23 protein-coding genes are annotated in these 23,169 nt (G+C 73.5%); 14 read left to right on the forward strand and 9 right to left on the reverse strand.

What is annotated here, in order from left to right:
* The first annotated feature begins 72 nt into the window (after positions 1–72).
* The gene (locus ACIG0D_RS04570; protein ID WP_399796206.1) at positions 73–1,092 is read left to right on the forward strand and encodes a small ribosomal subunit Rsm22 family protein; all 1,020 of its coding nucleotides are present in this window, start codon (positions 73–75) and stop codon (positions 1,090–1,092) included.
* A 3-nt stretch (positions 1,093–1,095) separates the two neighbouring features.
* Here the strand turns inward: ACIG0D_RS04570 and ACIG0D_RS04575 are convergent, their stop codons facing one another.
* Complete coding sequence (locus tag ACIG0D_RS04575) at positions 1,096–1,263, reverse strand: DUF6243 family protein (protein WP_399796207.1); 168 nt, start codon at positions 1,261–1,263, stop codon at positions 1,096–1,098.
* Positions 1,264–1,385: 122 nt separating this feature from the next.
* Between ACIG0D_RS04575 and ACIG0D_RS04580 the strand changes: the two genes are divergently transcribed.
* Together ACIG0D_RS04580 and ACIG0D_RS04585 are read left to right on the forward strand one after the other, a co-directional pair.
* The gene (locus tag ACIG0D_RS04580) at positions 1,386–2,015 is read left to right on the forward strand and encodes a TetR/AcrR family transcriptional regulator (protein ID WP_365760034.1); all 630 of its coding nucleotides are present in this window, start codon (positions 1,386–1,388) and stop codon (positions 2,013–2,015) included.
* 457 nt (positions 2,016–2,472) lie between these two features.
* Positions 2,473–3,207 (forward strand): bifunctional DNA primase/polymerase, encoded by a 735-nt coding sequence (locus ACIG0D_RS04585; protein ID WP_399796209.1) that lies wholly within the window; start codon positions 2,473–2,475, stop codon positions 3,205–3,207.
* A gap of 52 nt (positions 3,208–3,259) precedes the next feature.
* Here the strand turns inward: ACIG0D_RS04585 and ACIG0D_RS04590 are convergent, their stop codons facing one another.
* Positions 3,260–4,183: a hypothetical protein gene (locus ACIG0D_RS04590; protein WP_399796211.1), complete on the reverse strand. Its 924-nt coding sequence runs from the start codon at positions 4,181–4,183 to the stop codon at positions 3,260–3,262.
* A gap of 517 nt (positions 4,184–4,700) precedes the next feature.
* Here ACIG0D_RS04590 and ACIG0D_RS04595 point away from each other — a divergent pair.
* From ACIG0D_RS04595 to ACIG0D_RS04605, 3 genes are read left to right on the forward strand one after another with little or no spacing between them, the layout of a single operon-like run.
* Positions 4,701–6,206, forward strand: coding sequence for an HtaA domain-containing protein (locus ACIG0D_RS04595; RefSeq protein ID WP_399796213.1), 1,506 nt, complete (start codon positions 4,701–4,703; stop codon positions 6,204–6,206).
* 41 nt (positions 6,207–6,247) lie between these two features.
* A complete protein-coding gene (locus ACIG0D_RS04600) occupies positions 6,248–7,075 on the forward strand; it encodes a hypothetical protein (protein ID WP_399796214.1) in 828 nt (275 codons plus the stop codon).
* Complete coding sequence (locus ACIG0D_RS04605; RefSeq protein ID WP_399796216.1) at positions 7,072–7,716, forward strand: PhzF family phenazine biosynthesis protein; 645 nt, start codon at positions 7,072–7,074, stop codon at positions 7,714–7,716. Before ACIG0D_RS04600 ends, ACIG0D_RS04605 begins: the two co-directional genes overlap by 4 nt.
* Positions 7,717–7,774: 58 nt before the next feature.
* On the opposite strand, the gene ACIG0D_RS04610 is transcribed toward ACIG0D_RS04605, so the two are convergent.
* Positions 7,775–8,422, reverse strand: a complete 648-nt coding sequence (locus ACIG0D_RS04610) for a heme oxygenase (biliverdin-producing) (protein WP_399796217.1) — start codon at positions 8,420–8,422, stop codon at positions 7,775–7,777.
* A 158-nt stretch (positions 8,423–8,580) separates the two neighbouring features.
* Positions 8,581–9,438: a type I methionyl aminopeptidase gene (gene map / locus ACIG0D_RS04615; RefSeq protein ID WP_365760020.1), complete on the reverse strand. Its 858-nt coding sequence runs from the start codon at positions 9,436–9,438 to the stop codon at positions 8,581–8,583.
* 59 nt (positions 9,439–9,497) lie between these two features.
* On the opposite strand from map, the gene ACIG0D_RS04620 reads away from it, so the two are divergent.
* Positions 9,498–9,731, forward strand: a complete 234-nt coding sequence (locus tag ACIG0D_RS04620; RefSeq protein ID WP_399796218.1) for a hypothetical protein — start codon at positions 9,498–9,500, stop codon at positions 9,729–9,731.
* Between the two features lie 110 nt (positions 9,732–9,841).
* On the opposite strand, the gene ACIG0D_RS04625 is transcribed toward ACIG0D_RS04620, so the two are convergent.
* Positions 9,842–10,447, reverse strand: coding sequence for a hypothetical protein (locus ACIG0D_RS04625; RefSeq protein ID WP_399796219.1), 606 nt, complete (start codon positions 10,445–10,447; stop codon positions 9,842–9,844).
* 150 nt (positions 10,448–10,597) lie between these two features.
* On the opposite strand from ACIG0D_RS04625, the gene npdG reads away from it, so the two are divergent.
* Both npdG and ACIG0D_RS04635 read left to right on the forward strand, forming a co-directional pair.
* Entirely contained in the window at positions 10,598–11,311 is a 714-nt protein-coding gene (gene npdG / locus ACIG0D_RS04630) for an NADPH-dependent F420 reductase (RefSeq protein ID WP_399796220.1), read from the forward strand.
* Between the two features lie 61 nt (positions 11,312–11,372).
* Positions 11,373–11,567, forward strand: a complete 195-nt coding sequence (locus ACIG0D_RS04635; protein WP_399796221.1) for a hypothetical protein — start codon at positions 11,373–11,375, stop codon at positions 11,565–11,567.
* 16 nt (positions 11,568–11,583) lie between these two features.
* Here the strand turns inward: ACIG0D_RS04635 and ACIG0D_RS04640 are convergent, their stop codons facing one another.
* A complete protein-coding gene (locus tag ACIG0D_RS04640; RefSeq protein ID WP_399796222.1) occupies positions 11,584–12,384 on the reverse strand; it encodes a site-2 protease family protein in 801 nt (266 codons plus the stop codon).
* A gap of 96 nt (positions 12,385–12,480) precedes the next feature.
* Between ACIG0D_RS04640 and ACIG0D_RS04645 the strand changes: the two genes are divergently transcribed.
* Together ACIG0D_RS04645 and ACIG0D_RS04650 are read left to right on the forward strand one after the other, a co-directional pair.
* Positions 12,481–13,002 (forward strand): DUF6578 domain-containing protein, encoded by a 522-nt coding sequence (locus tag ACIG0D_RS04645; RefSeq protein ID WP_399796223.1) that lies wholly within the window; start codon positions 12,481–12,483, stop codon positions 13,000–13,002.
* A gap of 42 nt (positions 13,003–13,044) precedes the next feature.
* Positions 13,045–16,311, forward strand: a complete 3,267-nt coding sequence (locus ACIG0D_RS04650; RefSeq protein ID WP_399796224.1) for a BTAD domain-containing putative transcriptional regulator — start codon at positions 13,045–13,047, stop codon at positions 16,309–16,311.
* A gap of 17 nt (positions 16,312–16,328) precedes the next feature.
* On the opposite strand, the gene ACIG0D_RS04655 is transcribed toward ACIG0D_RS04650, so the two are convergent.
* The 3 genes from ACIG0D_RS04655 to panB form a co-directional block, all read right to left on the reverse strand.
* Positions 16,329–17,153, reverse strand: coding sequence for an ABC transporter permease (locus ACIG0D_RS04655; protein ID WP_399796225.1), 825 nt, complete (start codon positions 17,151–17,153; stop codon positions 16,329–16,331).
* Positions 17,150–18,169 (reverse strand): ATP-binding cassette domain-containing protein, encoded by a 1,020-nt coding sequence (locus ACIG0D_RS04660; RefSeq protein ID WP_399796226.1) that lies wholly within the window; start codon positions 18,167–18,169, stop codon positions 17,150–17,152. Before ACIG0D_RS04660 ends, ACIG0D_RS04655 begins: the two co-directional genes overlap by 4 nt.
* Before the next feature lie 143 nt (positions 18,170–18,312).
* Positions 18,313–19,197 (reverse strand): 3-methyl-2-oxobutanoate hydroxymethyltransferase, encoded by an 885-nt coding sequence (panB, locus tag ACIG0D_RS04665; RefSeq protein WP_399796227.1) that lies wholly within the window; start codon positions 19,195–19,197, stop codon positions 18,313–18,315.
* A gap of 222 nt (positions 19,198–19,419) precedes the next feature.
* On the opposite strand from panB, the gene ACIG0D_RS04670 reads away from it, so the two are divergent.
* The 3 genes from ACIG0D_RS04670 to ACIG0D_RS04680 all read left to right on the forward strand — a co-directional run bounded on the left by ACIG0D_RS04670 (position 19,420) and on the right by ACIG0D_RS04680 (position 23,074).
* On the forward strand, positions 19,420–21,012 hold the full coding sequence (locus ACIG0D_RS04670; RefSeq protein ID WP_399796228.1) for an MFS transporter: 1,593 nt from the start codon (positions 19,420–19,422) through the stop codon (positions 21,010–21,012).
* 38 nt (positions 21,013–21,050) lie between these two features.
* Positions 21,051–21,839: a TetR/AcrR family transcriptional regulator gene (locus ACIG0D_RS04675; protein WP_399796229.1), complete on the forward strand. Its 789-nt coding sequence runs from the start codon at positions 21,051–21,053 to the stop codon at positions 21,837–21,839.
* Positions 21,840–22,024: 185 nt separating this feature from the next.
* Positions 22,025–23,074 (forward strand): endonuclease/exonuclease/phosphatase family protein, encoded by a 1,050-nt coding sequence (locus ACIG0D_RS04680; RefSeq protein WP_399796231.1) that lies wholly within the window; start codon positions 22,025–22,027, stop codon positions 23,072–23,074.
* Positions 23,075–23,169 lie beyond the last annotated feature (95 nt).

The following is a 23,169-nucleotide window of genomic DNA, read 5'->3' on the forward strand; positions in this document are numbered from 1 at the left end:
ACCTCGGGCACGACGGGCGCCGCGCACCGCCCAGCCCACCACCCACCCCCACCCCCGCCCTAGAATCGCAAGGTGAACGCCCCCGCCCCCACCCCCCTCTCCGCCCCCGCCGACACCCTGCGTGCCGCGCTCGCCGGGCTGCTCGACGGGCTGCCGCCGAAGCGGGCCGCGCAGGCCGTGGAGCGGCTGATCGCGAACTACCGGGGGGCGACCCCGACGCACGCGCCGATCCTGCGGGACCGGGCGGACGTGGCGGCGTACGCGGCGTACCGCATGCCGGCCACGTTCGAGGCGGTGCGCTCGGCGCTCGCGGCGTTCGCCGACGCGGTGCCCGGGTGGGTGCCCGGCAGCCACATCGATGTCGGCGGTGGGACGGGCGCCGCCACCTGGGCGGTCAGCGCGACCTGGCCGGGCCTGCGCCCGGTGACCGTGCTGGACTGGGCCGAGCCCGCGCTCGCCCTCGGCCGGGAGATCGCCGCCGCGAACCCGGCCCTGCGCGACGCCCGCTGGCAGCGCTCTCGCATCGGAGCGGCGCTCACACTCGAGAGCACTGATCTCGTCACCGTCTCCTACGTCCTCAACGAGCTGTCCGAGCCCGACCGCGCCGCCCTAGTCGACGCCGCCGCCGAGGCCGCGCAGGCCGTCGTGATCGTCGAGGCCGGCACCCCCGACGGCTACGCCCGGATGCTCGCCGCCCGCGACCGCCTGATCGCCGCCGGCTTCCACATCGCCGCCCCCTGCCCGCACAGCGCCGCCTGCCCCATCGCCCCCGGCACGGACTGGTGCCACTTCTCCGCCCGGGTCAGCCGCTCCTCCCTCCACCGCCAGGTCAAGGGTGGCTCCCTCGCCTACGAGGACGAGAAGTTCAGCTACGTCGCCGCAGCCCGCTTCCCGGTCGCCCCCGCCCCCTCCCGCGTCGTCCGCAAGCCGCAGATCCGCAAGGGCCAGGTCCTCCTCGACCTGTGCGAGACCGACGAGCGCCTGCGCCGCGCCACCGTCACCAAGCGCCACGGCGACGACTACCGCGCCGCCCGCGACACCGACTGGGGCGACGCGTGGCCGCCGGCGCGGGACGCCGACGGCCACGACTAGGGGTCATTTCCTGTCCTCCTGAAGCCTGCGCAGCAGCTCCCGCTTCTGCGCCTGCGGGTCCTGGCCGCCGCCGATTCGGCCGCCCCTGCCGCCGCCCCGCAGGGCCCTGCGGCCGAGCTTCTGCCGCGTGCCGCCGACGCCCAGCAGGTTTCCGGCTCCGCCTCGGGTCATGGGTGTGCCCTCCTCGTTCCTCGGGGTGCGGTCCATCAATGAAACGAGACGTCTCGTCTCGCGATCGCCTCTTCAGCATCCGGCGAGACGCACCGTCTTGTCAACCTGATAGATTTCGAGCCATGTCCCCAGCCACCAGGAAGCCCACCCCCGACGCCACCCGCCGCAGCGAGAAGTCCCGCCGCGCCATCTACGACGCCGCCCTCGCGCTCGTCGGCGAGGTCGGCTACCCGAAGACCACCATCGAGGGCATCGCCGCCCGCGCCGGCGTCGGCAAGCAGACGATCTACCGCTGGTGGTCCTCGAAGGCCGACGTCCTGATGGAGGCCTTCCTCGACCTCGCCGAGCAGGCCAACGAACAGGCCGGCGGCGAGCCCGGCGACCACGCCCTGCCCGACACCGGAGACCTCGCCGCCGACCTGAAGCTGGTCCTGCGCGCCACCGTCGACGAACTGCTCGACCCGCGCTTCGAGGTCCCCTCCCGCGCCCTCGCCGCCGAGGGCGTCGTCAACGAGGAGATGGGCCGTGCCGTCGTAGCCCGGCTGCTCGAACCCTCCCTCCAGCTCTACGTCGACCGGCTGCGCGCCGCCCAGGACGCCGGGCACGTCCGCCCGGACGTCGACCCGCGGATCGCCCTCGAACTGTTCGTCTCCCCGCTCGCCCAGCGCTGGCTCCAGCGCACGGGCCCGATCTCCCACGAGTACACCGACACCCTCGTCGACTACGCCCTGTACGGCCTCGTACCGCGCTGAGCCCACCCGCTACCTGACTGCGCCACCCGGCGCCGGCCACCTGACCGCGCCCACCGGCGCCGGCCACCCGACCGCGCCCACCGGCGCCGGCCACCTGACCGCGCCCACCGGCGCCGGCCACCTGACCGCGCCCACCGGCGCCGGCCACCTGACCGCGCCCACCGGCGCCGGCCACCTGACCGCGCCCACCCGGCGCCGGCCACCTGACCGCGCCCACCCGGCACCGGCCACCTGACCGCGCCCACCGACCCCGGCCACCCGACACCGGCACCGAGCCCACGGCGGCCCGCCCCCGCCCGCGCCCATAAATCCCGGCAAAGCCCCTGATGGGCCCTGATCCCGGTGTGGGGTATGTCTCGTCCCCCCTACCCCGGTTGGGGACTTAGGCCCCCCGGAGCGCACGATGGTGGGACCATAGGGCATGCTGTTCGGCACGACAGGCGAGGCGAGGGGATAGATGAGCGCGGAGTTCGGCGGCCGGACCGGCCTGCGGGGCAAACTCTCCCAGTGGCTGCGCGGAGGCGGCCGCAAGGACGCCGCCGACGGCGGCGGCCGTGAGGCCCTGCTGCTCGCCGCCGCCGCCGCGGGCCTGCCGCTCGCGCCCGCCGCCCACCCGGCGCCCGGCTACCGGTGCTCCTGCGACCGGGTCGGCTGTCCCACCCCCGCCCGCCACCCGGTGTCGTTCGCCTGGCAGACGCAGTCCACCACCGACCGCGCCCAGATCGAACGCTGGGCCCGCCACCAGCCCCAGGCCAACTTCATCACCGCGACCGGCATGGTCCACGACGTCCTCGACGTGCCGCTGGAGGCCGGCCGCGAAGCCCTCGCCGGGCTGCTCGCCGCGGGGATCGACGTCGGCCCGGTCGCCGAGAGCGACGACGGCCGGATGCTGTTCTTCACCCTCACCCGCGGCACCCCCGAGGACGAGGACGAGTGGTGGCCGTGCGAGCTGGACTGCCACCCCGAGACCATGGACGAGCACCCGGGCCTGCGCTGGCACTGCCGCGGCTCCTACGTCCTCGTCCCGCCCGCGCGGCTGCCCGGAGACGACCAGACCGTGCACTGGGTACGCGGCCCGGAGCACGCGCTGCCCGAGCCGCTGACCCTGCTCGAACACCTCACCGACGCCTGCGCCCGGTACGCCGGCGAGGAGCCCGACCACGCGAGCGCGGCCTGGCCCCTGCGCCACTGACGCAACCGGACGGCGACGGACGGCACCGGGCCGGCACCCGTCTCGGCCGGTCCTACTCGCCCTTCGCCGACGTCAGCCCCTGGATCCGCCCCAGCACGGACACCTGCGCCCCGGCGCCCTTCCCCGGGTCGAGGGCCACCTCGTTGGAGACGTACTCCATCGTCAGCGACTGCTTGATCTCACCGGTCGTCAGCGCCAGCACGTCCTTGTCGGGCGTGGGCACGCTGGAACCGGTGTGGGCGGTCTGCTTCACGTAGTGGCGGGTGCTGAAGAACACCAGCGCCCCGCCGTCCTTCGTGCGCAGCGCCACCGGCGCGAACGCGCCCTCGGACAGCGGCGTGTCGATGTACTGGGTGACCAGGCCCGGCTTGCGCGCGTTCTTCTGGCGCTTGGTGCGCCACTGGCTGGTGTGCAGACCGGGCGCGAAGCCGGGGCCGTTCTCCTTGAGGTAGGTCGTGTACGCCTTGCTCAACTCGCCCGGGGGGAAGGTCAGTCCGGGCGCGTTCGCGGGCACGGCCTCGGCCCAGCCGTCCTTGTCCTTCTTGAAGTCCGGTACGGCGCCGGGCGCGACCAGCGTCAGATACGACACCTCCCACGGCGCGTCGAGCGCGTTGCGGGTGAAGACCATCAGCCAGCGGGCCTGGCCGCCCTTGTTCGCCTTGGCGTCGGCGAGGAACCAGCGCGGCCAGCCGGCCTTCTTGGGGATGGTGTACTCGGCGTCGGAGAACTCCAGCGGGCTGTGATCCGGGTTGCCGGCCGGGTGGTTGGCCCGGCCCGCCTTCAGCCGGGCGCTGTCGATGGCGGCGAGCGGGCCGGTGACGTAGTCGGCGTCGAGGGTGCTGTCGTAGTCCTTGTCGGCCCTGTTGTACGCGGTCGTGAACTTCTCCAGTGCCTTCGCGGCCTCGGCGCGGGTGGTCGCGGGCAGCACCTCCCGCTCGCCGTGCACCACCACACACCCGCTCGCCGTCAGTGACATAGCGGTCAACGAGGCCGCTATCAGAGCGATTCGGGCACGCCTGCGATCCCTGGTCATCGGGCTCCTTCACCTTCCCCTTCCCGGGGGCGAACCATACCGGGGCCGGATGGCCGGTTCGGCACGGGCTTCGGTTCCGGGACCCGGCACCCTCACGCGTCCCGCCGGCCGACGGGAGGTCTCCGCGCGCCCCGCCGGCCGGCGGGCTGTCCCCGCGCGCCCCGCCCGGTGGTCGGGGAGTCCGCGCGCACCCTGCCCGGTGGACGGGAAGTCCCAGCGCGCCTCGCCCGGTGGTCGGGGAGTCCACGCGCGCCCCGCCCGGTCGACGGGAAGCTCGCGCACCCGTCCGGCCGGACGGTCCGGCCGGATCTCACCCTCGGCCCGACGGCGGGACCGCCGTTGACGTGATGCGCGGTCATTTCGTATGCCCGCCGACGGTGCCGCCCGGATACGATCACGGCCTCCGCCGAAGCGAACTGACCGCGCATCACCCCGCATCATCCCGAGGAGACCACCCGCCATGCCCACCAGACCCCGCCGCCGTGCCACCGCCCTCGCCGCCGCCGTCGCCACGGCCGCCGCGCTGGGCGCCACGGCGCTCGCCACCGTCGGCGCCCCGGCCGCCACGGCCGCCGAAGAGCCGCTGACCGGTTACGAGCTGACCTGGGGCATCGAGGAGTCGTACCGCACCTACGTCACCGGAAGCGCGGCCGGGACCTTCACCCCCGCCGACGGTGCCACGCAGGCCGAGGACAACGGCGCGTTCACCTTCGTCGGCGGCACCGGCACCCACGACCCGGCCGCGCACGCCCTCCGGCTCGGCTTCCGCGGCAGTCTGGCCGTCGAGTCCAAGACGCACGGCTTCGCCCTCACCCTCTCCGACGTGCGCTTCGACAGCGCCGACGCCGAGATCACCGCCGACGTCACCAGGAACGGCACCACCACACAGGACGTGCCGCTCGCCGAGGTCACCGTCACCCGGGAGCTGACGGACATGGCGACCACCCTGACCAAGGAGGCCGCGGACGTCCTCGGCAGCGCGCGCTACGAGGGCGCCGAGGGCGACCCGCTGACCGTCGTGCACAGGACGGCCCAGTCCCCGTCGCCGACCGGCTCCGCGTCGGCCACCGCCACCCCGACGGCCTCCGCGTCCCCGACCGCGACGCCCACCGGCTCCGCCTCCGCCACCCCCGGCCCGACCGCCACCGGCAGCCCGTCCCCGACGGCCACCGAGCCCGCCGACCCCACCCCCTCGGTCACCGACCCCGACGCGCCGATCGGCGCCGAACTGGCCGACGGCAGGCTGACCTGGGGCGTGATGAAAGCCTTCCGCGCCTACGTCGTGGACGGCGTCGCCGAGGGCCGTATCACCGTCGCGGACGGCGCCTCCCAGGCCCCCGGCAACGGGGTGTTCACCTTCACCGACGCCAAGGGCACGTACGACACGGACGCGGACACCCTCACCGCCGCCTTCGAGGGCGCCGTGACCTTCCAGGGCCACCGGCGCGACGGCGCGTACGGCCTCGACCTCACCCTCACCGACCTCACCGCCACGCTCGACGGCGGCACCGGCGAACTCACCGCCGACGTCACCAGCCTCGGCGAGACGACGCAGGACGTGGTCCTCGCCGAGCTCACGGCCGACTCCGCCGACCTGGTCGCGAAGAAGGACGTCCTCACCCTGAACAACGTCACCGCCGAGCTGACCGAGGACGGCGCCGACGCCTTCGGCCGCTTCCACCCGGCCGGCACCCGACTGGACCCGCTCGACCTGGCCCTCGCCCTCACCCCGGGCGCCGGCCTCCCCGGCGGCGGCCAGACCGCCACCCCGACCGCCACCGCCACCCCGGGCGGCACCGGCACCACCGGCGGAGTCAGCGGCTCCACCGGCGGCGGACTGACCGGGAACCTCGCCTCCACCGGCTCCGACGTGCCCGTCGGCGCCCTGGCAGCCGCCGCCGCGCTGACCGTGGCCGCGGGCGCGGGTGTCGTACTGGCCGTGCGCCGGCGCCGTACGGAGGCATAATCCGCTGTCGGGAAAGGGAGCGGCTCCCTGAGACTGGTCCCATGCACAGGGCACCCAGAGAGCCGCTCGGACCGGGCCGGCTGGTCCTCACCGTCCACGACAGGCCCGGTCCACCCCCGCTGCGCTTCGAGACGGACGACCACGGCCGGATCCTGCTCCGGCAGGGCGGCCGGCCCGTGCTGACCGGCCGTCACGAGGGCGAGGGCTGCTGCCGCGACCTCGTCCTGCACCGCCGCGACGGCTACCGCTCCCCGCTGCCGCCCCTGACCGCCGCACACCAGCGCTCGCCGGCCGACTGGGCGCACCGGTACGCGCGATGGCTGGAGGACGCCCCCGACACCCCGCTGCACGACGGGCGTTGGCAGCTCGCCCGGCGCGGGGTCTTCGAACCCGGCGTCTGGGGCGAGGACTTCGTCCGCGACTGGCCCGGCGCCCGCCTGGAACTGCTCTGCGGCGGCGGCTGGCACGGCGTCCTGCCGCTGCGCCCGCTGTCGTCGCCGGACGCGGCGCGCGTCAAGGCGTACCGCAAGCACGCCCGCGAGGGCACCCTCGCGCCCGTCCTGCTGTGGTGGGTGTCGTTCCTCGACGGCTGGGTGATCCTCGACGGCCACGACCGGGCGGTCGCCGCGCTCGCCGAAGGGCGGCAACCGCCGGGCGTGGAGCTGACCCCGCTGCCCGACGAGGCCGCCTGGCGCCGCACCGCCGACGAACTGACCCAGGTCCACGAGCGCGACCGGGAGCGCCGGGCGGCCCTGCCCGAGCGGCAGCGGGCGGCCATGGAACGCAACCACGGCTTCCTCCTCGCCGACCTGCCCTACGAGGCCGGCCACACACCACTGTGGCCCGCTGATGTTTCAATGCCCCGGTGACTGACTACGACGTGCTGCGGGTGTTCTGCGCGGCGAACGGCGGATACGGCAACGAACTCGGCGTCGTCCGCGACGGATCGGTGCTGCCCGAGGAGAGCGAACGGCAGGCGTTCGCGGCGAAGCTCGGCTTCAGCGAGACGGTCTTCGTCGACGACCCGGAACGCGGCGTCGTCGACATCTACACCCCCACTCTGCGGTTGCCCTTCGCCGGCCATCCCTGCGTCGGCAGCGCCTGGCTGCTGGACGTGCCCGAACTCGTCACACCGGCCGGGGTCGTGGGCGCCCGGCAGGACGGGGAGTTCAGCTGGATCGAGGCGCGCGCGGAGTGGGTGCCGCCGCGCACCCTGCGCCAGTACGCGACCGCCGCCGAGGTCGACGACCTCGCCGTACCGCCGAAGGGGGAGTGGATCTACGCCTGGGCGTGGGAGGACGAGGCCGCCGGCCGGGTCCGCGCCCGCGCCTTCCCCGGCCGCGACGACGGCATCGACGAGGACGAGGCGACGGGCGCGGCGGCCCTGCTGCTGACCGAGCGACTGGGCCGGGCCCTGAACATCACCCAGGGCGCGGGCTCCCAGATCCTCACGGCACCGCAGCCCGGCGGCTGGGTGGAGATCGGCGGGCGCGTCCTCCTGGAGCGCTAGTACTGCAACGGTGCTTGCCATGACTGCTGGGCCCGTCATGGCAAGCACCGTTGCAGTACTAGGCGCTCAGCGGGAATTCCTCGCCCAGGGCCCGGAAGACCGCCGTGTTCAGGGCGAACGCCCGCTTGCACTCGGCGACGATCCGCTGCCGCTCCAGCTCGTCCGCGTTCACCGCGTCCAGCAGCTCCCGGTAGGCCCGCTTGAACGCGGCGGGGTTGGGGATCTCCTCGAAGACGTAGAAGCGGACGCCGTCGCCCTTCTTCTCGAACCCCCACGTCCTCTCCGCCCTGTCGCGGATGATCTGCCCGCCGGAGAGGTCGCCCAGGTAGCGGGTGTAGTGGTGGGCGATGTACCCCGCGGGCCACCGCTCGGCGCACTCCCGCACCCGGTCCGCGTACGCCCGGGTCGCGGGCAGCGCGCTCAGCGAGCCCCGCCAGCCGGGGCCGCGCAGATGCTCCAGGTCCCGCTCCAGCGCGGGCAGCCGGAACAGCTCCGGCCGGATGAACGGCCCCGCCACCGGATCCGACGCCAGCCGCCCGGCCCCGGCCTCCAGCGCCTCGTAGACGAACCACAGCTGCTCGGTGTAGCGCGCGTACGCCGCGACGCCGAGCCGGCCGCCCAGCAGGTCGCTCATGAAGGTCGAGGTCTCCGCCTCCACGTGCTGCTCGTGGGACGCGGTGCGGATGAGTGTGGAGAACGAGTCCATGGCCCCGGATTCTCTGAGTCAGGTATACCTAAGTCAATGTCTTGCCGACGCGCTGTCGGTAAGTCCCTACCCCCCATCCTCACCCGTCGCACGCGACGGCGCACACGAAAAGGCCCGCCCTCCGAAGAGAGCGGGCCCGGGAACGACGGCGCGCGAGGCTACGGCAGGGTCAGGATCTCCGCCCCGGTCTCCGTCACCACCAGCGTGTGCTCGAACTGCGCCGTCCGCTTGCGGTCCTTGGTGACGACCGTCCAGCCGTCGTCCCACATGTCGTACTCGTGCGTGCCCAGCGTCAGCATCGGCTCGATCGTGAACGTCATCCCCGGCTGCATCACCGTCGTCGCGTGCGGGCTGTCGTAGTGCGGGATGATCAGGCCCGAGTGGAACGACGAGTTGATGCCGTGCCCGGTGAAGTCGCGCACCACGCCGTACCCGAACCGCTTGGCGTACGACTCGATGACCCGGCCGATGACGTTGATCTGCCGGCCCGGCTTGACCGCCTTGATCGCCCGGTTCAGCGCCTCGCGCGTCCGCTCGACCAGCAGCCGGCTCTCCTCGTCCACGTCACCCACCAGGTACGTGGCGTTGTTGTCGCCGTGCACCCCGCCGATGTACGCGGTCACGTCCAGGTTGACGATGTCGCCGTCGCGCAGCACCGTCGAGTCGGGGATGCCGTGGCAGATCACCTCGTTGACCGAGGTGCACAGCGACTTCGGGAAGCCTCGGTAGCCGAGCGTGGACGGGTAGGCGCCGTGGTCGCACATGTACTCGTGCGCCACCTTGTCCAGCTCGTCCGTGGTGACGCCCGGCGCGATGATCTTCGCGGCCTCCTCCATCGCCCGCGCGGCGATCCGCCCGGCGACCCGCATCGCCTCGATGGTCTCCGGGGTCTGCACCTCCGGCCCGGTGTACGGGGTCGGCGCGGGCTTGCCGACGTACTCGGGGCGGCGGATGTTTCCGGGTACGGAACGGGTGGGAGACAGCTCCCCTGGTACGAGCAGCGACTGGCCAGACATGCCAGCGAGTCTAACCAGCGGGCATGGGGGCACCATGTCCCTGGCGAAAGGAGCCGGTCATGGCCCTGTTCAAGAAGCGCACCGCGGGCAAGCCGGGCGAGTGGTACTACTGCCTGGAGCACAAGAAGGTCGAGGAGGGCCCGGACTGCCCGGGCAAGGACCGCTTCGGTCCGTACACCAGCCGTACCGAGGCCGAGCACGCCATGGAAACGGCCCGCGAACGCAACCTCCAGTGGGAGAACGACCCCCGCTGGCACGACGCCGCGAGCCCGGGCCGCCCGGACGAGGACTGACCCGGCCCGGCGAGGACTGACCGGCCCGGCGAGAACCGACGGGTCCGACGAGGACCGACGGGCCCGCCCGACGCCCCGACGCCCCGGCGTCCCCGGGGCCCGCAGTGGCGCTACCAGCGCGGTGGCGGCGGTTCCGTCAGCTGGTCGGCGAGGCGGGCCAGACGGTCGCGGAAGCGGCGGCGGCCCCGCGGCTGGGGCAGGGAGTTCTCGCCCGCCGCCGCGCTGACCAGGTGCTGCACGGTGTCGAGGTCCAGCTCGCCGCCCTCGGGCACGGCCAGCGCCTCGTGGGCCATCGTGGCCAGATCGTCGCCCTCGCCGGGGGTGAGGGCCAGCACCGTCACCCCGGCCCGCCGCGCGTCGTGCACCCGCTCCAGCAGCCGCGCCTCCGCCGGCGCGGTGGCCACCACGAGCAGCGTCTCGCCCCGCCGGGCCGCCTCGATCCGGCCCGGTCCGACGGCCAGATGCGCCGGGTCCGCCGGCCGCGCGCCGTACCGTACGAGCGTCGGCGCCAGCTCCGGCGTACCCGACCACGCGGCCTCGTCCACCAGGTGCGCGGCGAGATGCCACGGCTCGTACTCACGGGTTCCCACCAGCAGCAGCCCGCCCCCGTGCGACACCACCGACCCGCGCAGCGCCCCCGCGAACCGTCGCGTGGCCGTCAGCCACTCGGTCCCGGCGAGCACCTCGCGCAACAGCGCCACCCGTACGGCGTCCATGCGCCGCATCCTGCCGCAACCGGCCACCCGTGGCCCGCACTTCACCGCGAATTCCCTCAACCCGGGCATGGCGTACCGGCGGCCGTGACCCGGCTCACCATGATCCGGTCCGGCGGCGGGGCGGACGGGGAGCGGACGTAGAGTCGGCGCATGACCTCTACCGACAGTGCACAGACCCCCGCGAAGGCCCCCGCCAAGGACCCCTGGGACCTGCCCGACGTCTCCGGGCTCGTCGTCGGCGTGCTCGGCGGGACCGGTCCGCAGGGCAAGGGCCTCGCCTACCGGCTCGCCCTGGCCGGCCAGAAGGTGATCATCGGTTCGCGGGCCGCCGACCGCGCCGTGGCCGCCGCCGAGGAGCTGGGCCACGGCATCGAGGGCGCCGACAACGCCGAGTGTGCCCGGCGCAGCGACATCGTGATCGTCGCCGTGCCGTGGGAGGGCCACGCCAAGACCCTGGAATCCCTGCGCGCGGAGCTGGCCGGGAAGCTGGTCGTGGACTGCGTCAACCCGCTCGGCTTCGACAAGAAGGGCGCCTACGCGCTCAAGCCCGAGGAGGGCAGCGCCGCCGAGCAGGCCGCCGCCCTGCTGCCGGACTCCCGGGTCACCGCCGCCTTCCACCACCTGTCCGCCGTCCTCCTCCAGGACCCGGAGATCGACCGGATCGACACCGACGTGATGGTGCTCGGCGAGGTGCGGGCCGACGTGGAGATCGTGCAGGCGCTGGCCGGTCGCATCCCCGGCATGCGCGGCGTCTACGCCGGGCGGCTGCGCAACGCCCACCAGGTGGAGTCCCTCGTCGCCAACCTGATCTCCGTGAACCGCCGCTACAAGGCGCACGCGGGGCTCCGCGTCACGGACGTATGAGCCCATGGGGGACACTGGTGGGGCACCACCCCGCAGTGTCCCCCGCAAGGAGCCGACCGACATGCCCCTCTTGCCCCCACCCAGCCCGGCCCGGCGTCTCGCCCTCTACGCCCTCGTCGTCTGCGTGCTCGCCGTCGTCGCGGCCGTGATCTCCTTCGCGCGGGGCAGCTGGATCGGGATCGTGTGGGTCCTGATGGCCGGGGTGTCGTCCAACATGTGCTGGTACTACCTCCGGCGCCGCAAGGTCACCCAGTGAAGCTCACCGGTGAAGCTCACCCGGTGACCGAGCAGACCCCGCTGCCCTCACGCCAGAAGCGGTAGAGGTCGTAGCCGCAGTAGGTGTCCAGGTCGCTGATCCCCAGCCCGCGCAGTATCGCGTCGATCACGTCGAAGAACACGCCGTTCACCGCCGGGATCCACAGCAGCGCGAACACGATCAGCAGGCCGAACGGGGCCAGCGGCTCCACCTGCCGCCGCACGTTGTACGACAGCCACGGCTCGATCACGCCGTACCCGTCCAGGCCCGGCACCGGCAGGAAGTTCAGCAGCGCCGCCGTCACCTGGAGCAGCGCCAGGAACGCCAGCGCGTAGCGGAAGTCGCGCGGCACGCCGTCCAGCGCGTCCAGCCAGAACGGGGCCGTGCACACCGCCGCGAACAGCACGTTCGTCAGCGGGCCCGCCGCCGAGATCAGGCTGTGCCGCCAGCGGCCCCGGATCCGGCCGCGCTCGATGAACACCGCGCCGCCCGGCAGACCGATGCCGCCCATGATCACGAACAGCACGGGCAGCACGATGCTCAGCAGCGCGTGCGTGTACTTCAGCGGGTTCAGCGTGAGATAGCCCTTCGCGCCGACCGTGATGTCGCCGCTGTGCAGCGCCGTGCGCGCGTGCGCGTACTCGTGCAGACACAGCGAGACGATCCACGCCGCCGTCACGAACAGGAACACGGCCACCCCGGGCTGCTCCGCGAACCCCGTCCAGGTCGCCCAGCCCGTGACCGCCGTCACGGCGAGGATCCCGACGAAGACGGCACTGGGCCGCCGGTCGCTCGGGCGGATGGTGGCGGTGGTCATACGGCTCCCCCTCGGGCACGCGGGTCCGCCCGACCGTACCGGGCGCACCGGGAAAACGTCTCGCGATCGGGTATCGGTTCCTAGGAAGGTGGGTCCATGGGACTGTGGCGGGTGTTCTACGCGGGATGGCAGATGGAGTGCTGCGGCACACCGTTCTCGGTGGGCGACGACGTGAGCTGGCAGCTCCTGCTCGTCCCCGGCGAGGAACCGGCCTCCCGGCTCACCGGCCCCGCCGGGCACGTGGCCGGCGCCACCGACGGCATCCGGGTCGTCCAGGAGGCGGGCCTGACCGTGGCCCTGTCCGAGGACCCCGAACCGCGGTCCGCCGGCGCCGGGCCCGCCGATCCGGGGCCCGTACGGCGCTCGGGGCTGCTCAGCGTCGAGACCCACGGCGGCGCGTGGCCGGAGGTCACCGGCCGGGTCCGCTCCCTGCACATCGTCGTCCAGGACCTCGCCCGGGGCGCCGACGGCACCTGGGAGCCGGTGCCGGGCACGCGCACCCTGCGGGAGACCGACCGGTGCCCGAAGTGGTTCCGGGGCCGCGAGTTCGGCACGGACACGGGCCGGCGCCGCCGCGACGAACAGGGCGTGCTGGTCGGGCTGGAGGTGCCGTCCTGAGCGAACCGGCCCGCTGACTGCGCCACCCCGCCCCCGGAGAGAATGGACCCCGTGCGCTACCGAATCCTCGGCACCACCCAGGCGATCCGCCCCGACGGCACGGCCGTCCCCGTGGGCGGGGCGCGGCTGCGCGCGCTGCTCACCGTGCTGGCGCTGCGCGCCGGACGGGCCGTGCCCGCGGGGCTGCTCGTCGACGAGGTGTGGGACGGCGACCCGCCCGCCGACGCGCCGGGCGCCCTCCAGGCACTGGTGGGCCGGCTGCGGCGGGCGCTCGGCGCGGACGCCGTGGAGTCCGTGGACGGCGGCTACCGGCTCGGCGCGAGCCCCGACGACGTCGACCTGCACCGCTTCACCCGCCTCGCCGACGAGGGCGCCCGCGCCCTCGCCGACGGCGACCCCGCCAAGGCCGCCGCCCTCCTCGACGACGCCCTCGCCCTGTGGCGCGACCCCGCCCTCGCCGACCTGCCCGACCGCACCGCCGAGGCGGCCCGCTGGGAGACCCGCCGCCTCGACGCCCGCCGCGCCCGCCTCACCGCCGCCCTCGCCCTCGGCCACGCCGAGCAGGCACTGCCCGAACTCACCGCGCTGTGCGACGCCCACCCGCTGGACGAACCGCTCCAGGCGCTGCGGCTGCGCGCCCTGCGCGACGCCGGCCGCACCGCCGAGGCACTGGCCGCCTTCGAGGACGTACGACGGCTCCTCGCGGACCGGCTCGGCTCCGGCCCCGGGGCCGAACTGCGCGCGCTGCACGCCGAGTTGCTGCGCGTGCAGGACGCCCCGCCGCCGGCCCGGGCCGCCCGCAGGCCGGGCAATCTGCGGGCCCGGCTGACCTCCTTCGTCGGCCGGGACACCGACATCGAGACGATCCGCGACGACCTCGCCGGCGCCCGCCTCGTCACCCTGCTGGGCCCCGGCGGCGCCGGCAAGACCCGGCTGTCGCAGGAGGCCGCCGAGAACGCCGGGGACGCCGCCCGGGACGGGGTGTGGCTGGCGGAGCTGGCCCCGGTCGACGACCCGGCCGCCGTCCCCGAGGCCGTGCTCACCGCGATCGGCGCCCGCGAGACCGTGCTGCACGGCGCGGGCGCCGAGGAGCTGCGGGCCGTCACCGACCGCCACGACGACCCCGTCGAACGCCTCGTCGAGCACTGTGCCCGGCGGCGCATGCTGATCGTCCTCGACAACTGCGAGCACGTCGTCGAGGCCGCCGCCCGGCTCGTCGCCGAACTGCTGGAGCGCTGCCCGCACCTGACCGTGCTGGCCACCAGCCGCGAACCCCTCGGCGTCCCCGGCGAGGTGCTGCGGCCCGTGGAACCCTTGCCCGAGCCGTACGCGCTGCGGCTGCTCGCCGACCGCGCCGCCGCCGCCCGGCCCGGCTTCCGGGTGGAGGACGATCCCGAGGCCTGCGCGGAGATCTGCCGCCGCCTCGACGGACTGCCCCTCGCCATCGAACTGGCCGCCGCCCGGCTGCGGATCCTCACCCCCCGGCAGATCGCCGACCGCCTCGACGACCGCTTCCGCCTGCTCACCTCCGGCAGCCGCACCGTCCTGCCCCGCCAGCAGACCCTGCGCGCCGTCGTCGACTGGTCCTGGGACCTGCTCGACGAGGAGGAACGCGACGTCCTGCGCAAGCTGTCCGTCTTCGCCGGCGGCTGCGACCTCGCCGCCGCCGAGGCCGTCTGCGGCCCCGCCGCCCTCGACGCGCTCGGCTCCCTCGTCGACAAGTCCCTGGTGGTCGCCGCCCCCTCCGGCGACGGCGGCGGGATGCGCTACCGGCTCCTGGAGACCGTCGCCGAGTACGCCCGCGAACGCCTCGACGAGTCCGGCCTGCGCGCCGAGACCGAGCGCGCCCACCTCACGTACTACCGCGAACTCGCCCGCACCACCGACCCGTTGCTGCGCGGCCCCGACCAGCTCGCCGCCATCGAACGGCTGCAGCGCGAGTACGAGAACCTGCGCACCGCGCTGCGCCACGCCGTCGCCGCGCGCGACGAGCAGGAGGCGCTGTGCCTGGCGCTGTCCCTCGCCTGGTACTGGCAGATGCGCGACCTGCGCATCGAGGCCCGCAACTGGTGCCGCGCGGTCATGGACCTCGGCCCCGACCCGTTCGCCGAGCCCGTCCGCAAGGCCGAGCCGGTGTGGGAGCGCTGCACCGCCGAGCCGCCGCCCATGACCGGGGAGGTCCTCCAGGAGGCCCGGCGCGGCGTCCACCTGGGACACCTGGCCTGCATGGACACCGAACTGGACGCCTGGCAGACCCCCGAGGCCCAGCGCAAGCTGCGGGCCATCGCCGAGGTCTACGAACCCGGCCTCCCGCAGACCTGCCGCAGCCCCGGCATGCTGTCCTTCTACGCGGTGATGCTGACCGGTGACATGGACCGGCTGGCCGCCGCCCTGGACGCCTCCGTCGACACCTGCCGCAGCACCCCGGGCTATGACTGGGAGCTGGCGTCCAGCCTCCAGCTGCGCGCCAACATCCTCGCCAACCGCCCGGAACGGGCGGGCGAAGCCGCCCGGGACGCCGACGAGTCCCTGAAGATCTACGAGCGTCTCGGCGACGCCTGGGGCAGCGCCGAGGCGCTCTCCGCGCGCGCCGAGAGCCACGAGCGCCAGGGCCGCTACCTCGAGGCCGCCACCGACTACGAGGCCGCCATGGAGCACGCCCGGCGGCTCGGCGCCCGCGCCCAGCTCGCGGTCCTCTCCGCCCGGCTGGGAAACGCGCTGCTGGAGGCGGGCGAGGCCGAGCGGGGCGAGCGGCTGCTGCGGGAGGTGGTCGACGCCGCGGAGGGCCCGCACAGCGAGGCCATGCCGTTCGGCCGGGTCATCCTCGCCGGATGGCTCAGCATCACCGGCCGGACCGCCGAGGCGCGCGAGCAACTGCGGATCCTGCGCGAGGACTTCACCATCGCCCACTTCGTGGTCTTCGACGCGTTCATCCTCAGCCAGGAGGCGTGGGTGGACGCCGTCGAGGGTCACTACGAGCAGGCCAGGGAGAAGGTCCGGCGCGGCCTTGGACACGCCGCCGACCCGCTGTCGAAGGTCATGGCGCCGCAGCTGTTCTCGGCGTATCTCGTCATCGCCGCCATGGCCCTGGCCGGATGCGACGGCGGACGGGACGCCCGGGACGGCGCCCGCTGCCTGGGCGCGGCCGACGCGCTGCTGCCTCCCGGCCATCGGTCGTCCCGCCTGGAGCGCGAGGCACGCGACCACGCCGTGGCCGCCGTACGGGCCGCGCTGCCCGCCGAGGAGTTCGCCGCGGCGTACGCCGAGGGCGGCGGCCTCTCCCCGCAGGAGGCCGCCGCCCTGGTGTGACCCACCGGGTGACCCGGTCAGCTCTTGGTCTTGAACTTGTGGATGGCGATCGGCGCCATCACCGCGGTGATCGCCACCGACCAGCCCACGGTCATCCACAGATCGTGGGCGACCGGGCCGCCCACCATCAGTCCGCGCGCGGCGTCGGCGAGCGTGGACAGCGGGTTGTAGTCGGTGAAGGCCTGGAGCCAGCCCGGCATCGACTGCGGCGGCGCGAACACCGACGAGCCGAACTGGAGCGGCATCAGCACCAGGAACCCCATACCCTGCACGGCCTGCGCGTTCTTCAGCACGACACCGAGGGTCAGGAACACCCACATCAGCGAGGAGCCGAACACCACCGCGAGGCCCACGGCCGCGAGCAGCCCGCCCCAGTTGGTGACGTCGAACCCGACCAGCATGCCCACGACGAGCAGGATCGCGACGGCGACCAGCATCCGCATCAGCTCCACCGCGATCTTCGCGAAGAGCACCGAGCCCCGGCCGATCGGCAGCGACCGGAAGCGGTCCATGACACCGGAGTTGAAGTCCTGGTTGAACCCGGTGCCCACCCCCATCGCCATGTTCATCCCCATCATGGCGAGCAGTCCGGGCACCACGTACTGCACGTACTCGTCCTGCCCGCCGCCCAGCGCCTGGCCGATCGACCCGCCGAAGACGAAGACGAACAGCAGGGTGAACACGATCGGCATCAGCACCGCGTCGAACATCGACTCCGGGTCCTGCCGGATCCACAGCAGATTGCGCCGGACCAGCGCGCCGGTGTGGCGCAGATGCCCGCGCAGCGGGATCGGGGTGTCGGAGGCCGGGGCGGTGGTGGCGTTGACGGTGGTGGCGCTCATACGGCGACCTCCTCGCGGGCGTCGGCGGGCGTGGCGTCCTGCGGGGCACTGGCGCGGTGGCCGGTGAGGGACAGGAACACCTCGTCCAGGCTGGGCAGTTCGGTGGTGACGGAGGACAGCGTGATGCCGAGTCCGACGGCCGCGGAGATCACCGCGGTCAGCTGCTCGTCGCTGAGGATCGGCACCAGGACGACGCCGCGCTCGGTGTCGACGGTGGTGGTGGCGAGGCCGGTGATGCCGAGGTCGTCCAGCGCGCGGGCCAGCGGGCGCAGCCGCAGCGGATCGGCCGGCTTCACCCGCAGGGTGCGCCCGCCCACCTTGGCCTTCAGCTCCTCGATGCCGCCGGTCGCGATGACCTTGCCGCGGTCGACGACGGTCAGCTCGGAGGCCAGCTGCTCGGCCTCCTCCATGTACTGCGTGGTCAGCAGGACGGTCACGCCGTCCCCGACCATGCGCTTGACCTCGTCCCACACCTCGTTGCGGGTGCGCGGGTCGAGGCCGGTGGTCGGCTCGTCCAGGTACAGCACGGCCGGCCGGCCGATCATCGAGGCGGCCAGGTCCAGCCGGCGCCGCATACCGCCGGAGTAGGTCGCCGCGGGCCGCTTGGCCGCCTCCGTCAGCGAGAACCGCTCCAGCAGCTCGTCGGCCCGGGCCCGCGCCTCCTTGCGGGGCAGGTCCAGCAGCCGCCCGATCAGATACAGGTTTTCCCAGCCGGGCAGCTTCTCGTCCACCGACGCGTACTGCCCCGTCAGCCCGATCACCCGGCGCAGCTGCCGGGGCTGCCGTACGACGTCGTAGCCGGCGACGGTCGCCTGTCCGGTGTCGGGGGAGAGGAGGGTGGACAGGATCCGCACCAGGGTGGTCTTCCCGGCGCCGTTCGGGCCGAGCACCCCCATCACGGTGCCCTCCCGCACCTCCAGATCGACGCCGTCCAGCGCCTTCGTCTCCCCGAAGTGCTTCACCAGCCCTCGTACGGTCACGGCCGTGGTGCCGCTGCTCTTCTCCATGCGTGTCATGCCGTCGACGGTGTCAGGTCCCACCGACAAACGACCGACAGACCGCCGACAGCCGGCCGACAGGGCTTCTACGGCCGCCTCTCCTCACGGGACAGCCCCGCCGACGGGGGAAGATCGACGGGGCTGCCTGGTACCGCGATGGCTCAGTGGACGGAGTGCTCCTCCTGCGGGAACGTTCCGCCGACCACGTCCTCGGCGAACGCCTTCACCGCGTCGCCCATGACCTCACGCAGGTTCGCGTACTGCTTGACGAACTTCGGCACCCGGCCGCCGGTCAGCCCCAGCATGTCGGTCCACACCAGCACCTGCGCGTCCGTCTGCGCACCCGCGCCGATGCCGACCGTCGGGATGTGCAGCGTCCGGGTCACCTCGGCCGCCAGCTCGGCCGGCACCAGCTCCAGGACCACCGCGAAGGCGCCCGCGTCCTGTACGGCCTTCGCGTCCCGCAGCAGCTGCTGGGCCGCCTCCTCGCCGCGCCCCTGCACCCGGTACCCCATGGCGTTCACGGACTGCGGGGTCAGCCCGATGTGGGCCATCACCGGGATGCCGGACTCCACCAGCAGCCGGATCTGCTCGTGCGAGCGCTCGCCGCCCTCCAGCTTCACGGCCTGCACGCCGGCCTCCTTGACCAGCCGGGTCGCCGAGCGCAGTGCCTGCACCGGGCCCTCCTGGTAGGAGCCGAAGGGGAGGTCGCCGACGATCAGGGCGCGCCTGGTGCCCCGTACGACCGCGGCGGAGAGCATGGTCATCTCGTCGAGGGTGACGGGCACGGTGGTCTCGTACCCGAGGTGACAGTTGCCCGCCGAGTCGCCGACGAGGATCACCGGGATCCCGGCCTCGTCGAAGACGGACGCGGTCATCGCGTCGTAGGCGGTGAGCATGGGCCACTTCTCGCCCCGGTCCTTGGCGAGGGCGATGTCGCGGACGGTGATGCGGCGGGTGCCCTTGCCCCCGTACAGCGCCTTGCTGCCGTCGGAGGCGGCGGTCGCGCCCGTGGGCGCGTTCTGGGCAGCCGAAAGCTGCGTCATTGCAACGGCTCCTTACGTCATCTCGAGGCGCCCTGTCGGCGTCCCCGGACCACTCCCATGGTGGCACCTCGTGCCACGGTCGGCTAGGGGACCCCCGTCAGGCGGCCGGGGAGCCCGTCACGCGGCCAGGGGAGCGCCGGTTGGTGCGTGGCGGCGTAAGAGCTCGGTAAAAGTATTCGATACGGAACGGTCTCGTATCGTTAATCTCCTACGCTCGGCCGTATGACTGATCCCGCCGCCCCCGCCTCCGCTCCCCGCATACCCGAAGCGGTGCACCGGCGCCGCTGGGCCATCCTCGGGGTGCTGATGCTGAGCCTGCTGATCGTGGTGCTCGACAACTCGATCCTGAACGTCGCCATCAAGACGATCTCCACCCCGGCCCCCACCGGCATCGGCGCCACCCAGAGCGAGCTGGAGTGGGCGATCAACTCCTACACCCTCGTCTTCGCGGGCCTGCTGTTCACCGCCGGGCTCCTCGGGGACCGGCTGGGCCGCAAGAAGGTGCTGCTCGGCGGGCTCGCGGTGTTCGGCGCCGGCTCCGCGCTGGCCGCGTTCTCCGTCTCCCCGGGCGAGCTGATCGCCTACCGCGCGGTGATGGGGCTCGGGGCGGCCTTCGTGATGCCCGCCACCCTGGCGGTGCTGATGCACGTCTTCGAGCGCGACGAGCAGCCCAAGGCCATCGGCATCTGGGCGGGCGGCGTCGGCCTCGCCATCGCCATCGGCCCGATCACCGGCGGGATGCTCCTCGACCACTTCTGGTGGGGCTCGGTCTTCCTCGTCAACGTGCCGATCGTGCTGCTCGCGCTGGCGCTGATGGTGTGGCTGGTGCCCGACTCCCGCGATCCGCACCCCGGCCGGATCGACCCGGTCGGCGTGGTCCTCTCCGTGGTCGGCCTGGTCCTGCTGGTCTTCGGCATCATCAAGGGCGGCGAACTCGCCGACTTCACCGACCCGGCCGTGCTCTCGACGGTGGGCGCGGGGCTCGCGGTGCTCGTCGCCTTCGTCGTCTTCGAGAAGCGCAGCGACCACCCGTCCATCGACGTCACCCACTTCCGCGACAAGGTGTTCTCGGCCGCGATCGCCGCCATCGCGCTGGTCTTCTTCGCGCTGATGGGCGTCACCTTCTTCTCGGTCTTCTACACCCAGAGCGTGCGCGGCTACTCCCCGCTGGCGACCGGCCTGCTGATGCTGCCGCTGGCCGCCGCACAGTTGATCTTCGCGCCGCGCGCCCGGCTCATGGTCGACCGCTTCGGCAACAAGGCCACCACCACCGGCGGCATGCTGATCATCGCCGCGACGCTCGCGGCGTTCGCCACCTTCGACGCCGACACCCCGATCTGGCTCCTGGAGACCGTCTTCTTCCTCATGGGCACCGGCATGGCGCACATCATGACCCCCACCAGCGTGGTCATCATGCAGGCCATGCCCCGCGAGAAGGCCGGCTCCGCCTCCGCGCTCAGCAACACCTTCCGCCAGGTCGGCGGCGCCCTCGGCATCGCCGTGCTCGGCTCGGTGCTGTCCGCCGCCTACCGCCGCGGCATCGAGGACGAGCTGACCGCGCTGCCCGCCGCCCTCCACCACACCGCCGGCGAGTCCGTCGAGGCCACCCTCGCCGTCGCCGCCCGCCTCGGCCCCCGCGGTGACGCCCTGATCACCCCCGCCCACGACGCCTTCCTGCACGCCATGCACCTGACCGCCCTGTGCGGGGCCGGCGTGGCCCTGGCCGGCGCGGTGGTCGTGGCCCTCTTCCTCCCAGGCCGCGGGCCCGACCGGCGGCCCGACGCGGTGGAACGGAAGCTGGTGACGGCGGAGTAGCGGAGCACCGCTCCGCCTCATACGGAAAGGACACCGATGTGAAACTCGCCAACGGCCGCCCCCTCGACCACGACACCCCCGGATCCGGTGGTCCCGGATCCGGTGGTCCCGGATCCGGTGGTCCCGGATCCGGTGGTCCCGGCCCCGGTGGTCCCGGCCCCGGTGGTCCCGGCCCCGGTGGTCCCGGCCCCGGTGGTCCCGGCCCCGGTGGCCCCGGCGCCCCCGCCCGGGGCCGTCCGCGCAGTGAAGCGGTGGACCGGGCGATCATCGAGGGGGTGGTGAGGCTGCTGGAGGACGGCGTGCCGCTCGCCGAGCTGTCCATCGAGCGGATCGCCCGGACCGCGGGGGTCGGGAAGGCGGCCATCTACCGCCGCTGGCCCGGCAAGGAGGAGCTGTTCGTCGACGTGGTCCGCGCGGCCGAGCCCCCCGACCCGGAACTGCCGGGCACGTCCCTGCGGGACGACCTGGTGGCCCTGCTGGAACACCTGCGCCGGCGCGGCCTGATGGCCCAGTCCTCGGCGATCCTGCTCAACGTCTACGCCCAGATGAAGAGCAGCCCCAAGATCTGGGCCGCCTACCACGCGAGCGTCGTCGAGCCGCGCCGCCGGATCCAGCTCGAGGTGCTGCGCCGCGGGCAGCGCAGCGGCGAACTGCGCGCCGACGTGGACGTCGAGCTGCTGAACGACCTGTTCGTCGGCCCGATGCTGCTGCGCACGGTGCTGCGCCCGGGCGCGGACCTCCCCGAGGGTCTGTCCGAGGACATCGTCGACCACCTGCTGGCGGGCCTGCGCCCGGACGACACGGCCCCCGGTCCGCCACGCCGGTGAGCCGGAATGTGCGCGTTTCGTCACAGTGGCCGTCCCGGGCGCCACAATCGGAACTCCCGGCGCGTCCCCGGTCGTCCTCGTGCCCGTACGGCCGTCAATGGGACGGCGGGAACGAAGCCGATCATCCCCTAGGGTCATAGCCGCGGGGGAGACGGTGTGTGCACGGCAGGTAGCGAGGCGACGGTATGGCGCAGCAGGCGTACGTGACGGAGACGGACGGCGGCGGCTCGGGGTCCGAGCGTCGGGGACCCGGCTTCCGGCGCCTGGCGAACCGTCTCACCACCGGCTGGCGCGGCGACCCCCGGATCTGGCGCCGCGGCCTGGTCACCGCCGCCGTCGCCGTCGTACTGGCCCTGGTGATGGCGGCGCACGCCCACATCCCGAACCGGTTCGGCAACCTGGGCAGCCTCACCGAGACGTTCCTCCCCTGGCTGGGCCTGTGCGTCCCGGTGCTGCTCCTGCTCGCGGTGGTCCGCAGGTCGGCGACCGCGCTGATCGCGGTGCTGCTCCCGGCGGTCGTCTGGCTCAACCTCTTCGGCGGGCTGCTCACCGACAAGGCGGCCGGCGGCGGCGACCTCACGGTGGCCACGCACAACGTCAACGCCGACAACGCCGACCCGGCCGGCACCGCCCGCTCCGTCGCCGCCTCCGGCGCGGACGTGGTGGCCCTGGAGGAGCTGCGGGCCTCGGCGGTGCCGACCTACGAGGACGCGCTGGCACCGACGTACAAGTACCACTCGGTGCAGGGCACGGTCGGCGTGTGGAGCAAGTACCCGCTCAGCGCCGTCGCGCCCGTCGACATCAAGCTGGGCTGGACCCGCGCCATGCGCGCCACGGTGACGACCCCGCAGGGGCCGGTCGCGGTCTACGTCGCCCACCTGCCGTCGGTGCGGGTGAAGCTGGAGGCCGGGTTCACCGCCCGCCAGCGGGACACCAGCGCGGACGCGCTCGGTGAGGCCATCGCCGACGAGCGGCTGGAGAAGGTGATCCTGCTCGGCGACCTCAACGGCACCATGAACGACCGCGCGCTCAACGCCGTGACCTCGCAGATGCGCTCCACGCAGGGCGCGGCGGGCAGCGGCTTCGGGTTCAGCTGGCCGGCGTCGTTCCCGATGGCGCGGATCGACCAGATCATGGTCAAGGGCGTCGAGCCGATGAGCTCCTGGACGCTGCCGGAGACGGGCAGCGACCATCTGCCGGTGGCGGCGCGGGTGCGGATGGACACGCAGTCTTAACCGGCCGGAATAGCGGGCGAGGGAGAATTTGTTCCGTTCCTGAACATACGATGGAACGGAACCCGTCCCCCCGCTAGCCCTCGAAAGGCAAGGCC

The sequence above is a fragment of the Streptomyces sp. NPDC052773 genome (assembly GCF_044547145.1).
Taxonomy (GTDB): domain Bacteria; phylum Actinomycetota; class Actinomycetes; order Streptomycetales; family Streptomycetaceae; genus Streptomyces.